Below are 12,907 nucleotides of genomic sequence, written 5' to 3'. Positions count from 1 at the left end.
GGAATATGAACCGAACAAAGAAAAACGATGAAACAAAGGAATGGCCAACTTTTCTGAAGGACGAGCCTGCCGGCGAGGATCGGCTTGATTCTTTCGAGAAGCTAGCGGAGGCTACCTCCGATATGGTCCGCGAAATTGAAGGCGGGATAACCGTATGTGTCAGTGGCGCATGGGGGGCGGGGAAGTCCACGTTCATTAGAATCCTCGATGGCAAGCTCCGTTCGCAGAAGGGCCGGCCTCTTTCGGGAGCGTCGGGTCGTATCGCCGGTGAAAATGTGGAGGAGATCAAATTTAACCCGCATGTGTTCGTCTACGACGCATGGGCGCATTCCGGCGACCCATTGCGACGCGCATTTCTGTCCAGCCTTCTGCAGAGTCTGTGGCAGCGGGCTGGATGGCTCGAAGAGCCACGGAAGTTTTCACGAAGGAGCCTGTGTGAAATCCTGCAGGGCGTCGCGAAGCCATCGAAAGCTGAACGCGAGCCATGGGCGACGCTGCAAGAGAGACTTGCCGGTCGGTACAAAGAGGTTACGAAGACATCGCAGGTTCAGATTGGTATCTGGGGCCGTCTATTCCTGTTCGCAGGGTTTGCTTGGACGGTTAAAGACTCGCTCTTGAAGTATGCCATGGCGCCGGTGATTGCCCCCCTTCCTTCCATTGGCTCCGAGGTGGCCGTCGCTGTTGCAGCATGGCTTGCGTTCGTCGCGATTGGCTGGACCATCATATGGTCTGGTGGTTTGTCTGCGGTGTTGGCGAACAAGGGGAGCGTGTCGGAGACCGTAAATACTTCAGAAGAGCCGGTGCCGTCCAGCATTGAGTTCGCGGAGCATTTCAAGCAAATCGGTGCCGCAGCGCTCGGTGCGAATGCTGGCCGGCGACTCATAGTCGTACTGGATAACCTGGATCGCTTGGAAAAGAAAGAAAGGGAAGATGCCTGGGCCTTTTTGCGTTCATTCATCGACAATAGTTTCGTTGCGACGGAGGACTGGTACAAGCAGATTTGGGTTGTAGTGCCATGGGCAACACCGGTCGCAGAATCCGGAGAGGAAACGGGTGTAGACATCGACACTGGACTCTCGGAAAAGCTCTTTCAAATCAGATTGGATTTGCCTCCGCCAACGCTCTTCCATTGGGAAAAAAGCTTGGTCGATATGCTTGTCGAAGCATTCGGAGGGCCACGCGAGCGGTTCAGCCCTGTAGTGCGGGTGTTTCATCAGCTTTACAGCAGCGAAGCGGATCTTACGATGCGGCGCATCGTGCGATTTGTGAATGACCTCGTCGTCCTTGAGTACCGATGGAGAGGCGTGCCGCTTGCGATATTGAGTGCTTATTTGCTGTTGGGCAGCAACGGCGGGGTTGTTAGGGCCCTCCTCGACAATGAGCGGATCAATGAACTACGCAGAAAGATCGGAATAACGGATCTCGGTGGTGCGAATGCGCCAGTCGTCGGTGAGGCGAAAGCTGATGAGGTAACACTCGCGGAGCAATTCGCGATGATGTACTACGGATTGTCCGACCCGGGAATGGCGATGAACAGAGCTCTTGTTCCCGCGTGGACGGAAGTCCTGCAGAAGGGGGAGCTAAAGGAGGCACTCAAACTGCTGCGTAACAGAAGTAGTGTCAACGCGTTGAGAATCTTGGCCTCAGATTTTTGGAGCTGGGCTGATGAAGCCTTGAAAACGAAGAACACCTTTTACGTTTTATCCGTTCTGGGCCGCCTCGCAGGCCATAGAGCCGCCAATGAGAATCTTGTTCGCCTTAAGGATTCGGAGACCTGGTCTGCGATAGCGCAGGGGGTGCGCGACGCTATGGCGGTTTTCGCGCTATCGCCATTGGGCAACGAAGGGCTGAGAAGGGCGTATGCCTCATATCTGAGGATCGTCCCGAAAAGCGATGAGGCGGGGATAGTCGCACTTAATTCAATCGAGATGTATGCCGGATCATCATCGCTTGATGAGCACACATCCCCGCAGATCGCCTCGTTACTATTTCTGCCGGCACTGCAAGCTGCAATGTCGGCGACAGCGATACCGCTGGTCATACCATTTAGAGGCGCTCAATATCTTAGATTCTGCGAAGATGTCGCCGAGCAGGTGGCAACGAGGAGCATCCACTCGATTGAGGACTTGTACAAACGTGGCTTCGGCAAATGGGAGTCGAACGGAGGATGGACCTCCGTAACGGGGGAGCTGCCGAAATGGAAAATCGGTCGCTCGTTTAGTCGGGCACTGCCGATCACGATGCGCGTTGCCAATACTGATGTGCTTGTCGAGGCGTTCGACTCATTTGTCTTCGCGTTCTGCAATACGGTGGATCCTGCGATTCAGCCGTCGCCGGATTTAAGCGAGCATGAAGCTGCGTTCGAGTACTTCATTATCCGCATGGGGGCTACCCGATGGATCGATGTGCTTGCGCGGGACGCGAACCGCCGCAGAATGTTCGATGTGGTCGCTATTAATGTACCAAGCTTGCCACCGTCAGACGTGCATCTCGTCGTATTCCTGTTGCTTTTGATAGGCGGTGCACATCAAGTCGCGACGGAAACTAGTGCGCTCGAAGAGGAACCGGCTTGGAAGGCGACTCACGTGGGCCAAGGTCGGTTCAGATCCGTAATGACGACACCCATAATCGCCAATAGATACGCAGACGCATTGGCGCGTTTTGAGTGGCTCGCCCGCCTTACGGGAACGAATTTCCGAGACCGTGCCGGTGATGACACTGACGTTATCCACTATTGGAAAGGGATGGCGGCCGCAGTGCGTGCTGCACTAGACAAGCGGTACCCGGGTCCAACGGGCGATGATGAAGAGGCGATTGAGGCAATATTCGCTGTCCACGATGTCGCGCAGCATCCGAAAGCGATAGATTCAAACGACAGCGTCCGCAAGGTGCCGCCGCCAGCGGATTCCACAGAGGTCAAGGAGAACGAGCCTGCCTGACTAATGCCTATAGACTGGCGACTCGGAGCCTAGCTACGCCGCGTTTGACGCTCACCTCACTGGAAGAATGGAATGGCTGAAACAAAAGAAGAGACTCCAAAGCGACAACGGCGGACGCCGAGGCCAGTTGTCCCCGAGACCTACGCTGACGCCTATGCACTTGCACAACAGATCTCGCAGGGGGCGCTAACCCAGCCAGAAGCTGAACAGATTCTGACGGCACGCTATGACCTTGGCGACCGCGTTGCCCTTGGCTACATCGGCAATTATCTCTCGATGAAGCACGGCGCACCGAAGGTGAGATCAACGATTGCATCGGATGGTTGGCGCTTCTTCCTTGATCACATTGAGAAGGAAGGACCGTTAGCGTTGCAACGTGCGCTGTCTGTACTTTGGGAGCACGTCGAATATCTTCATGGGCCTGAGTCGAAGTTGCGCCAGGTTCACGCTGACTATATTGGCAAGGTGTAAGCGTGGCATCAGCAACATCTTGACTGGAGGTCGTGATCTTCAGACTGCGGTGCGGATCTGACCGGCGACGACCCATGGTGCGAGTTCGTCGATGCGGTTGATTGCATGGTCGGCGATGCGTGCGAGCACGTAACGCAGATATGCTTCAGGATCGATGCCGTTGAGTTTTGCGCTGCCAACGAGGCTGTAGATTGCGGCGGCACGCTCGCCGCCGGAGTCTGCACCGGCAAACAGATAGTTGCGGCGACCGATGGCTACTCCGCGCAGCGCGCGTTCGACGGGTAGATTGTCGATCTCCAATTGCCCGTCATCGCAATAGCGTGTGAGCGCTTCCCACCGGTTCAGCGCATAGAGGATCGCCCGACTCGTGTCCGATTTGCGCGAAAGCGCCTCCAGCGTCGTTGTGAGCCACGCATGGAATTGATCGAGTAGCGGCCGCGCGTACTCCTGTCGATGCGCACGGCGCTCGTCGGGCGGTTTGCCCCGGATCGTTTCCTCGATCCTGTATAGCGCGCCAATACGCTCGAGCGCTTCAGTGTTCAACGCATTGGGGCGCGCTGCGTGTAGTTCATAGAACTGTCGTCGAGCGTGCGCCCAGCAAGCCGCCTCCCTGACGCGCCTGGTTTCGTAGATGGCCTGGTAGCCACCGTACGCGTCGGCTTGCAGCGTACCGTTGAACGACTCGAGGTGCTGCTGTGGATGGATGCCCTTGCGATCCGGCGTATAGGCGAACCACACCGCCGGCGGCGTCACGTCGGCCGATGCACGATCATCGCGCACGTACACCCACAGGCGACCGGTCTTCGTCTTGCCGTTCCCCGGTGCAAGCACTGGAACCGGCGTGTCGTCGGCGTGCAGTTTCGTCGCTGACATCACGTGACGACGCAGTGTTTCAACGAGCGGCTGCAGCAACGTCGCCGCGTGACCGACCCACTTCGCAAGCAGCGAGCGATCAAGCTCGACGCCTTCTCTCGCGTACATGACCGACTGCCGGTAAAGCGGCACGTGGTCTGCGAACTTCGAGACGAGCACGTGTGCCAGCAGCCCTGGGCCGGCGAGACCGCGTTCGATGGGACGACTCGGTGCAGGCGCCTGAGCGATGTGGTCGCAACACACGCACGCAAACTTCGGGCGCACATGACGGATGACCCGGAAGCTGGCCGGCACGTACTCAAGCTGTTCGGCGACGTCTTCGCCCAGCGGCTTCATCTCGCTGCCACACTCCGCGCACCTCCCTGCAGATTCGGGCAAGTGCGTCCGGATCTCGCGCGGCAGATGTTCAGGCAGTGGCTTGCGCGGCGCCTGTTCCACAGCGGTGCGCGGCGTCTTCTGGATTTCGACCGGCGCCGCGCCTTCGTCGGCCTCAAGCTCTTCGAGGCGCAGCTCGAGTTGCTCGATCTGATGGTCCAGTTTCTCCGACTTGCGACCGAACTGCATACGGCGCAGCTTGGCAATGAGCAGCTTCAGGTGTTCGACTTCGGCGACGCGCGAAGCCAGCGCGGCTTGTTGCGAGTCGACCAGTTCTTGAAGCTTGAGCATTTGCGCGTCGCGCTCGCGCAGCGCCGCCTCCTGGCTGAGCAGCATGGCCTTCAGCGTTTCGACATCGTCGGGAAGTGGGCTCGCGCGCGTCATGCAGGCAGTTTACGCGCCGGCAGCGACGTTTACAACGCTGAGGTCGGTCGAGCCGTTCTCGCCGGTTGCCGCCAGTCGATGCCTTCCAGCAGCATTGATAGTTGTGCCGGGCTCAGGCAAATGACGCCACCATCGGCTTGAGGCCATACGAAGCGCCCCTTCTCGAGTCGCTTCATCAGCAGGCACATGCCATCGCCGCTCCACCACAGCACCTTAAGCAGGTCGCCACGTTTGCCGCGAAACACGAAGAGGTGTCCGCAGAATGGATCGCGTTCAAGCACCGTCTGCACCTTGGCGGCGAGACTGTTGAATCCGGCCCGCATGTCGGTCACGCCGGCAGCCAGCCACACACGCGTACCGACTGGAAGACCAATCACGTCTCGGCCTCGGCAGCGGCACGCAACGTACGTAACACGACACGCAGCGTGGCTGCGTCGGGCGTGCCCTCGATACGCACGCGTGCGATGCCGACGCAAATCTCAATCACTCCCGCGACGACCGGCTGCGCCTTGTTCTGCGACTGAACGGGCAATGCAGCCGCCGCGCTCTCAATCGTGCGTTCCTCGTGAGTCACTTCAACCGGCAACAGTGTCGGCGGCTCATACTGCCCAGCCTGATAGGCTCGGCGCCATTTGAACAAAAGATTCGTATTGAGCCCGTGTTCCAGAGCGAGTCGTGCGACCGAGACACCCGGTTCACATGCCAGCTTTGCGAGTTCTCGCCGAAACCCAATGGGGTGGTTGGGGGTGCCTTTACGCGTCCGTCTTGCCGCTGTCGCTATCTCAGGTGACAAAGTAGTCTCCACCACTCGTTTGGTGGGGCCTACTTTGTCCACTTTGGCGCCATCGGTCTAGACGGTGCTCAAGCAACGCTTACGGCGACCTCGGGATACAGACGGTGAAGCTTGTCCCGTGCTCGGTCGATTCAACACCGATAGTTCCGTCATGCGCTGTGGCAATGCGCCTGCAGATGTAGAGGCCAAGGCCCATGCCTGCAGCAGTCCCCTCCCGATTGTGAAGGCTCGCCCTTGTCATCGGATCAAACAGCGTAGGCAGGGCGCTTTCCGGTATCGGATTGCCTTCGTTCGAGACAACGACAGTCACGTGTCCATCGTGACCGGCAGCTTCGACGGCCACCTCGCCCGATCCATAGCGCACGCCGTTCACCAGCAGGTTGACGACCAGTTGCCCGATACGGGTTCCATCCCACGTGCCTCGCAGGTCGCCTGCGAAACGCGGCCGAATGACTGCGTTGGGGTAGGAGGCGCGCACCTCATCCACCGCATCGCTGCAGATGCGCCCCATATCCTGTGGAGAGATACTGACCGGCAACATGCCACCCAGCCTGCCGCGTGTGAAAACGAGAAGGTCGTCAATCATCTCTTTCATGCGCATTGAGCTGCGTTGTACGTTCGCCGCAGCTCTCAGACTGGTTGGAGACAATTCGTTGTCATGCAGCAGAAGTTGCGCTGAGTTCAGGATCGCGCCAAGGGGTGAGCGCAGGTCGTGTGCAAGCACGCCGGCAAAAAGGTCCCCAATGCGCCTCGTCTGTTGCGCATACCGCCGTACCGATTCGCTGAGCATCTGATCAATGGCCTCATTGAACCGGATCATTTCCTGAAAAGCCTCGGCACCGCCGGGCGAATTTATCTGCCAGCGGCGCAGCACTGTGGCGCGCAGCGCACGGAACTCCGCCACCACGTCGTTGATCCCGAATCCGTGTGCAAGGCGCTCTTCCGCGTGCAGATAAGCCACTTGATCGAACCCGGATTCCGAGCTGCCTCCACTATGACGCGACTTGGCTTCCTGCTGCGCCGCACTTTGCATGCTGCGCATATCGGCCGCAATGCCTGCCAGGATTTGGGCGGCTGAATCACGTAACTGGCTCTCGGACAGGTGAGTGCCCTCATGGCTGATCGCAAGGGCGTATGTGGCCCAGTCGTCTATCAGTCCCTCCAGATCGGTTTCAATGAAGTCCGCCAGGCTCATTTGACCTCCATTGGGTACGCGAGTTGCTATTTCCTCTATGGCATTAGAGGCGACGCGGCCAGCTCAATGGTCACGTTGTCGACCCTATTGAGCTCAATGCATCAACCATGCCCGCTTTGAATGCCTTCGCAACTTGAAACCGCGCGCTGGACAGTGCGCAACCTCCCCCCCCCCCCGACGACTGCGTGCGTCGCGTTCTGGTCGTGGATGATTACGGTCCCGGTGCCGAGGCCGTTTCCGCCTCGCTCACGGAGGCAGGATACGAGGTTCGATTTGTGCTTGATGGTCTGGCCGCACTGGAAACCGTCAGGTCGTGGATCCCCCAGATTGCGTTGTTGGACATCAACATGCCTGAGATGGACGGGTACGCGGTTGCGCGACGCCTGCGCGCGGAAGATCTGACGCGGCAAACGATCATTGTAGCTTTTACTGCCTTGGACGAACCTACCACGCGTCGGTCGGGCGTCGGTGCGGGCTTCGATGCATACTGCCAGAAAGGCGCCGCGCCAGGCCCTCTGTTGCGCCTGCTTGAGACGCTCGCTCACTAGACCGGTGTCGACCTTGTAATCGTCGGCCACCGGGTATGCCAGGGAGAACTTCTGACACCTTTGTATAAAACCACGTTGACACCCTGTCAGCGACGTCCCGGCTGCCGTATGCTTAGCCGCGAACAGGAGAGGGCCATGACTCAAAAGGCGCGAGAGCTTTACCGGAGCGCGAACGGTGACCGTTGGTCGCTCGTCCACGAATACGATTCTGGCCGGGTTTTCGTCCGACATGAGCCCAACCTCTCGTCAGGTGGCCGGCCGTCAGACATCTCAATTGGCGACTTCCTTGTTCGAGATGGCGAAGGGCCGGAGCATAGCGAACTTCTGCGCCTGATCGGGAAACTGGTGGAGACGCCAGCCGATTACTAGCGCTTACTGAGAACGAGGCGTTCTCGAATGGCCAATTCGCGGCGCATGCGTCAAACTGCTGGAGACTATCGAGTCGATATTCGGTGCTGATGCGCAAGACGGGGCCCAGGAATAGCTCTGTCTGAATCCGGTCTACACGGACAGCGGCGCACATAAAATGAAACGATGCATGAATCGCCCGCTGAGTATCATCGGTGTCTCGCTGTGCTCCTGACAACCGCTTTTGCTGCTTACGGACCTGATGCTCGACTAATGACCGTACTCAACATCAACATCACGAGCGCTGAGTGCATTGGGTCGGGAAACAAATATGGAATCAGTCCACGGGACCGAGTAACACGTCGATTGCAGCTTGACCGGCGATTTCGGCTACCAGATAGGCCCATCGCTCAGTAAAAGGGCCATTGCGCAACGGGATGCGGCCTCCCCGCGCGCCGAGCACTTCGAGGTTTGTGGCGCCTTTTATCTGAAAGGTCACGTCAAAGGTGTCCTCATCAGCAGCCGGAGTCAGTTCGACCTGAATCTCGAAGCCGCGGTACGCGATCGTTCGGTGCATGAAAGCCTCCCTTTCGTCATCGGAGCCTAACATGAGTCACCATTGGACGGCTTATGCAACTATTGGGCTAGGTAGTCACGCATGCGCCACCATACGCTCGTCAAAATCTGCTTATCGGGACGTTCAGGACCGCAACTACCAATATGGTCAATCAATGCGCCCCGATTGTCGGTGATCGACGCGAATGTGCCGAACCTCCGCAAGTGGCCGTTACTGCCTTGGCAATGAGCGTATGCTTTCCACGCCTCACGAGGGACCCATCGGCAGCGCGCGACCCGAAAGGGAATTTCACATTTCTCCTGTAGCTGCCACTCCCAACCGGCCAACTCTGTCAGCTTTCCGCGTGGCGACACTCCACATCAGTTGATTTTCACGCCGGGACCAAGCTAGGCGCGTATGCTGGGAATGCCAACTTGTCACGTAACGCACCAGGAGCAATACCATGGCCAAGAGTCAATTACGCAGCACTCGCGAAGCGAAAAAGCCCAAGCAGCCCAGGAAGCCGTCAGTGCCGGCAAAGCCGTTCAGCACGGTTCATTCGCCGGCTGCGAACGAAGTTGTCGCCAAGTAAAGGACGTAATCGCTGGGCCGCGGACAGGTGGTCCAGTGGACACACGTAACTTGTAACGTTCAACGCTGACATCTGCGCGTTGAAAGCGCAAACCGCTTCGGGAGGCGCATCATGATCCATCACAACGCAGACCCCACTTTTCGCGGGCTTCCGCTCACGGCCGAGCAAGATTCGGAAATCCGTCATTACGTGAACAGGAAGGCCAAGCTGGGCAAGCCATGGAATACTCCCGAACTGCGCGGGATGCTTGAGGACATGCTGCTGCCGCCAAGTACCGACGACGACAGCCAGAGCGATATCTCGGGCGACGCGTCGACCGCCGCAGAGCGCGCAGCCGCGTTCGTCGATCAGGACATGGAACCAATTGAGGCGTATGAGGAATTGCATGCCGCGATGGAAGCCGAAAGCATGAAAGGCGATCGGCACTAGAGGGAGCGCTCCGCGCAGGTTGAGCGGTTAAATCGGTCCATCAAAGGCGTTGAGCGAAGGACGACACATGGCACTCAGCCTTTCCAACCGCAGCCGCAGCAATGATGTGGGCCGGCATGGCGTGTGGTTCTCGGGATAAGCAAGTGCAGAGGCAGATCTTACGGCTGTGGCGGCCAGGACCTTTTCAATTGTTTCCGTGACGCGCCCCGTTGAGCAGATCGGTTACGGGACTCAGAAGCTGTCCCGGCCCTCGCCATTGCCTGCCGTTCGGGTCGCGCCCGCCGAAGCAAGCTTTCATCCTCGCGGTCAATGGCGGTTGTCGGACGCGAAGCCGACATCCACACGTCCGCCTAACAATGGTTGCGAGTGACGCCTACTGGCCGGCTAGCGCCCGACGGCAGAGTGCGACGATCGTATCGGATGCGCGCTTCATGCAAACCGCACAACTCGACCCATCGGAGCCATTCGGGCCGGGCGTCATAGCAATGGCCGTTCTTACAGGCAACGGACGTTGGCGTAGCGAGCGTGACCTCGCCGCCGCTCTTGAATTTACGGGGGAGACCCGCGAGGGCACGACCGGCGTCACACCGACTTCGACCTATCTGCCTTGGCTTTACGTCCGCGCGCCGTTGGCTTGACTGGTACGCTTCTCCCATACTCGCACCACCACGCCGTTAGAGCCTCCATTGTCGGACCCAATCCACGTGCCTTCGGCGTGATTTCGTATTCGACACGCGGCGGCACTTCTGCGAACACCGTGCGAGACACCAAGCCATCAGCCTCCAGCTCGCGCAGTTGAGCCGTCAGCATGTGCTGAGTGATGCCGGGAATCGCCTTTCGTAACTCTCCGAAGCGATATACCCGCTGATTGAGCAGCCACATAATCTCCAGCTTCCACTTGCCCGAAAGCAGCGCAAATGCGCGCCGCATTTCGTCGTGCATGTTGACTTCATCGGTTGCATTAGTCATCTTTTCCATACTAAGAGGCGCTAAATCATCCTACTTGCGGGCTTTCATATTAGACGACATTCTTGAGTCAAGTCGATAACCGACTAACTCAAGGAACCCCGCAGAATGGCTGCAAACTACGCATACTGGATCAGCACGGCGTTGCTGTCGCTGCTGTATCTCGCGTCCGCGACGCTCTACATAGTCAAAAGGGATTGGGTTCGCAAGAACCTTGCCGAGTTTGGCTATCCCACGTATCTGGTATCGATCCTCATCGTTGTGAAGTTGCTGGCGGTGATCGCCATTCTGGCGCGCGTCAGCGTGCCGCTGAGCGATCTCGCTTACGTCGGCATCTTCTATCACCTGCTGCTTTCTGCAATTGCACACATTGGTGTTCGCAAGCCCAACGGTGCGCTACCAGCAGTGGTGGGCCTCGTGCTTCTGATTGCTTCATTCACCACGCAAAATACCGTCCGCGATGCTCCGTCGCCCTATGGCTTGATCGCGGCGACGCAGAAAGCAACCGTCAGCTGAAAGGAGAAGGTCATGGCCCGACTCAACGGGAAAGTTGCAATCGTCACTGGCGCTGGTCGGGGTATCGGCCGAGCCACCGCCAAGCTGTTCGCGGCGGAGGGAGCAAAGGTCGCCGTTCTTTCTCTCACACCCGCGAACGTGGATGCTGTCGTTGCCGACATCAGCGCCACCGGCGGTTCGGCGTTTGGTGTGCCTTGTGATATCAGCGATGCTGATCAAATCGGGATGGCTGTGGATAAGGTAGTCGGGACCTACGGCGGAATCGACATCCTCGTCAACAATGCATTCGATCCATCGGCTCCGTTCTCGTCCATTATTGACCTCTCAGTGGAGCAGTTGCAGCGCAACTTTGAGCTCGGACCCATTGCGTACCTGAGAATGATGCAGGCGGTCTACCCTCACCTCAAGGCCAGAGGTGAGGGGCGCGTCATCAACTTCGGCTCGATGGCCGGTGTCATGGGTTTGGTCGGTTACGGTCCCTACAATATGGCTAAAGAGGCAGTGCGTGCCCTTACGAGAACCGCGGCGCGCGAATGGGCCGCCGATAAGATCACTGTCAACAACGTCCTGCCGTTGGCAGAGACCTGGAGCAAGGATGCGAACGTCCCTCCGCCGACCAACCCGCTCGGTCGATTCGGAACGCCAGAGGAAGACATCGCTCCCGTCGTGCTGTTCTTGGCGAGCAAGGATGCGCAGTTCCTCACGGGCTACAGCCTCACCCCCGATGGCGGCTCAATTATCGACAGCGCACGCTGAGTGGCGAGAACGGCAGGCGCCACCATGGGCAGCGCTTCCCGGTGGCTTTCGCAGAGCCGCGAGCGGCCGCTTGCGGGAGGAAGGCGGACTTCCGGCTGTCTGGCTAACTGTGGTAGCGGATAGCGCTTGATGGCCGAGCAGAGCCCGACGGCGCTGCGGCAGCCGCCGCGCAATCGGGGCAACCCTCTGCCCCCGTGGAGACATGCTTTCGAGACTCGCGCTGCCATAACAAGGAAGCGGCGGAGGTTTCCGGCGCTCGAAAAAAATCGTTGCTCAACTATCCCGGTGCTGTTTCACCGACCATCTCACCAGGGAAGCGGACCCGCGGCGTTCGAGAAACTGCCAGTCGGCCCGTTTGCATCAAGAAGCGCCAGGCGGACCGGTTCTCGTGCCGCATCCTCAACCGGTCCAGCTCCGGGGGCATAGTTGCTCAAATCAGTTGCAGTAAGCCCCGGACAGACTGCATTGACCTTGATGCTGGTTCCCTCCAGCTCAATGGCGAATGCCTGCGTCACCGCATTGAGTGCGGTCTTAGAGGTCTGATAAACCCCCACATACAGTCGCGAGTAATCCGACGGGTTGTCCTTGAGCGTGAGGGAGCCACCCGCGCTTGAAACATTGACGATGCGGCCGGCCGATGCTTTTCGAAGAAGCGGTAGCAGAGCCTGCGTAACGGCGACAACGCCAAACACGTTTGTTTCGAACACGAAACGCATGTCGTCAACCGATACACGGCTGACTTTGTCCGCGTCCTGCATTTCTTCGATAGGCGTCCCCGGTTTGATAGGACGTGAGATCCCCGCGTTGTTGACCAGCACATCGAGACGTCCCAACGTGTCCTCGATCTGCCTCGCCGCGGCGGCAATCGACGCCTGATCCGTCACATCGAGCTGGATTGGCTGGGCGTCTGCACCAACGCTTTTCGCGGCCGCCACGCCCAGGTCCAGCTTGCGTGCACCGATGAGTACCTTGAAGCCTTTGATGGCAAGGTCCTTGGCGATCTGAAGGCCAATTCCTTTGTTTGCGCCGGTAACGAGCGCGACGGGTGTGCTGTGCATGTTTGCTCCGTTCGAAAATGATGGGCGAGCGCGATTCGCTCACGTTAGAATGCAAGTGGAACGTCGCTCCGGTTCTGACTATACGGAACCTTGTTCCGCTTATCAAGA

The 12,907-nt window shown here is 58.5% G+C and carries 15 protein-coding genes; 8 read left to right on the top strand and 7 right to left on the bottom strand.

What is annotated here, in order from left to right; all coding sequences use genetic code 11:
- Window positions 1–5: 5 nt before the first annotated feature.
- Complete coding sequence (locus tag BFD71_RS04280) at window positions 6–2,939, top strand: P-loop NTPase fold protein (protein ID WP_069262052.1); 2,934 nt, start codon at window positions 6–8, stop codon at window positions 2,937–2,939.
- A gap of 72 nt (window positions 2,940–3,011) precedes the next feature.
- Window positions 3,012–3,410 (top strand): hypothetical protein, encoded by a 399-nt coding sequence (locus BFD71_RS04275; RefSeq protein ID WP_069262051.1) that lies wholly within the window; start codon window positions 3,012–3,014, stop codon window positions 3,408–3,410.
- Between the two features lie 39 nt (window positions 3,411–3,449).
- On the opposite strand, the gene tnpC is transcribed toward BFD71_RS04275, so the two are convergent.
- The 4 genes from tnpC to BFD71_RS04255 form a co-directional block, all read right to left on the bottom strand.
- On the bottom strand, window positions 3,450–5,042 hold the full coding sequence (tnpC, locus tag BFD71_RS04270; RefSeq protein ID WP_069262050.1) for an IS66 family transposase: 1,593 nt from the start codon (window positions 5,040–5,042) through the stop codon (window positions 3,450–3,452).
- A 29-nt stretch (window positions 5,043–5,071) separates the two neighbouring features.
- The gene (tnpB, locus tag BFD71_RS04265; RefSeq protein WP_368685613.1) at window positions 5,072–5,392 is read right to left on the bottom strand and encodes an IS66 family insertion sequence element accessory protein TnpB; all 321 of its coding nucleotides are present in this window, start codon (window positions 5,390–5,392) and stop codon (window positions 5,072–5,074) included.
- 23 nt (window positions 5,393–5,415) lie between these two features.
- Entirely contained in the window at window positions 5,416–5,847 is a 432-nt protein-coding gene (gene tnpA, locus BFD71_RS04260; RefSeq protein ID WP_256094509.1) for an IS66-like element accessory protein TnpA, read from the bottom strand.
- Between the two features lie 67 nt (window positions 5,848–5,914).
- Entirely contained in the window at window positions 5,915–7,030 is a 1,116-nt protein-coding gene (locus tag BFD71_RS04255; protein ID WP_069262048.1) for a sensor histidine kinase, read from the bottom strand.
- Between the two features lie 203 nt (window positions 7,031–7,233).
- Between BFD71_RS04255 and BFD71_RS04250 the strand changes: the two genes are divergently transcribed.
- Together BFD71_RS04250 and BFD71_RS04245 are read left to right on the top strand one after the other, a co-directional pair.
- A complete protein-coding gene (locus tag BFD71_RS04250) occupies window positions 7,234–7,578 on the top strand; it encodes a response regulator (RefSeq protein WP_256094485.1) in 345 nt (114 codons plus the stop codon).
- 135 nt (window positions 7,579–7,713) lie between these two features.
- On the top strand, window positions 7,714–7,947 hold the full coding sequence (locus tag BFD71_RS04245; RefSeq protein WP_069262046.1) for a hypothetical protein: 234 nt from the start codon (window positions 7,714–7,716) through the stop codon (window positions 7,945–7,947).
- Window positions 7,948–8,263: 316 nt separating this feature from the next.
- Here BFD71_RS04245 and BFD71_RS04240 read toward each other — a convergent pair whose 3' ends face one another.
- Complete coding sequence (locus BFD71_RS04240; RefSeq protein ID WP_069262402.1) at window positions 8,264–8,503, bottom strand: hypothetical protein; 240 nt, start codon at window positions 8,501–8,503, stop codon at window positions 8,264–8,266.
- 442 nt (window positions 8,504–8,945) lie between these two features.
- On the opposite strand from BFD71_RS04240, the gene BFD71_RS41990 reads away from it, so the two are divergent.
- Both BFD71_RS41990 and BFD71_RS04235 read left to right on the top strand, forming a co-directional pair.
- Entirely contained in the window at window positions 8,946–9,074 is a 129-nt protein-coding gene (locus tag BFD71_RS41990; protein WP_256094484.1) for a hypothetical protein, read from the top strand.
- 111 nt (window positions 9,075–9,185) lie between these two features.
- Window positions 9,186–9,503: a hypothetical protein gene (locus tag BFD71_RS04235; RefSeq protein WP_069262045.1), complete on the top strand. Its 318-nt coding sequence runs from the start codon at window positions 9,186–9,188 to the stop codon at window positions 9,501–9,503.
- A 582-nt stretch (window positions 9,504–10,085) separates the two neighbouring features.
- Here BFD71_RS04235 and BFD71_RS04230 read toward each other — a convergent pair.
- On the bottom strand, window positions 10,086–10,481 hold the full coding sequence (locus BFD71_RS04230; RefSeq protein ID WP_069262044.1) for a winged helix-turn-helix transcriptional regulator: 396 nt from the start codon (window positions 10,479–10,481) through the stop codon (window positions 10,086–10,088).
- 96 nt (window positions 10,482–10,577) lie between these two features.
- Here BFD71_RS04230 and BFD71_RS04225 point away from each other — a divergent pair, with 96 nt between their 5' ends.
- Together BFD71_RS04225 and BFD71_RS04220 are read left to right on the top strand one after the other, a co-directional pair.
- Entirely contained in the window at window positions 10,578–10,985 is a 408-nt protein-coding gene (locus BFD71_RS04225; protein ID WP_069262043.1) for a DoxX family protein, read from the top strand.
- A gap of 12 nt (window positions 10,986–10,997) precedes the next feature.
- Entirely contained in the window at window positions 10,998–11,741 is a 744-nt protein-coding gene (locus BFD71_RS04220) for an SDR family NAD(P)-dependent oxidoreductase (RefSeq protein ID WP_069262042.1), read from the top strand.
- Between the two features lie 305 nt (window positions 11,742–12,046).
- Here the strand turns inward: BFD71_RS04220 and BFD71_RS04215 are convergent, their stop codons facing one another.
- Complete coding sequence (locus BFD71_RS04215; protein WP_069262041.1) at window positions 12,047–12,799, bottom strand: SDR family NAD(P)-dependent oxidoreductase; 753 nt, start codon at window positions 12,797–12,799, stop codon at window positions 12,047–12,049.
- Window positions 12,800–12,907: the final 108 nt, after the last annotated feature.

It is taken from the genome of Paraburkholderia nodosa (assembly GCF_001718195.1).
Taxonomy (GTDB): Bacteria; Pseudomonadota; Gammaproteobacteria; order Burkholderiales; family Burkholderiaceae; genus Paraburkholderia; species Paraburkholderia nodosa_A.
Note: the sequence above shows the minus strand (reverse complement) of the source record. Positions and strands in the feature narration are given on the sequence as shown.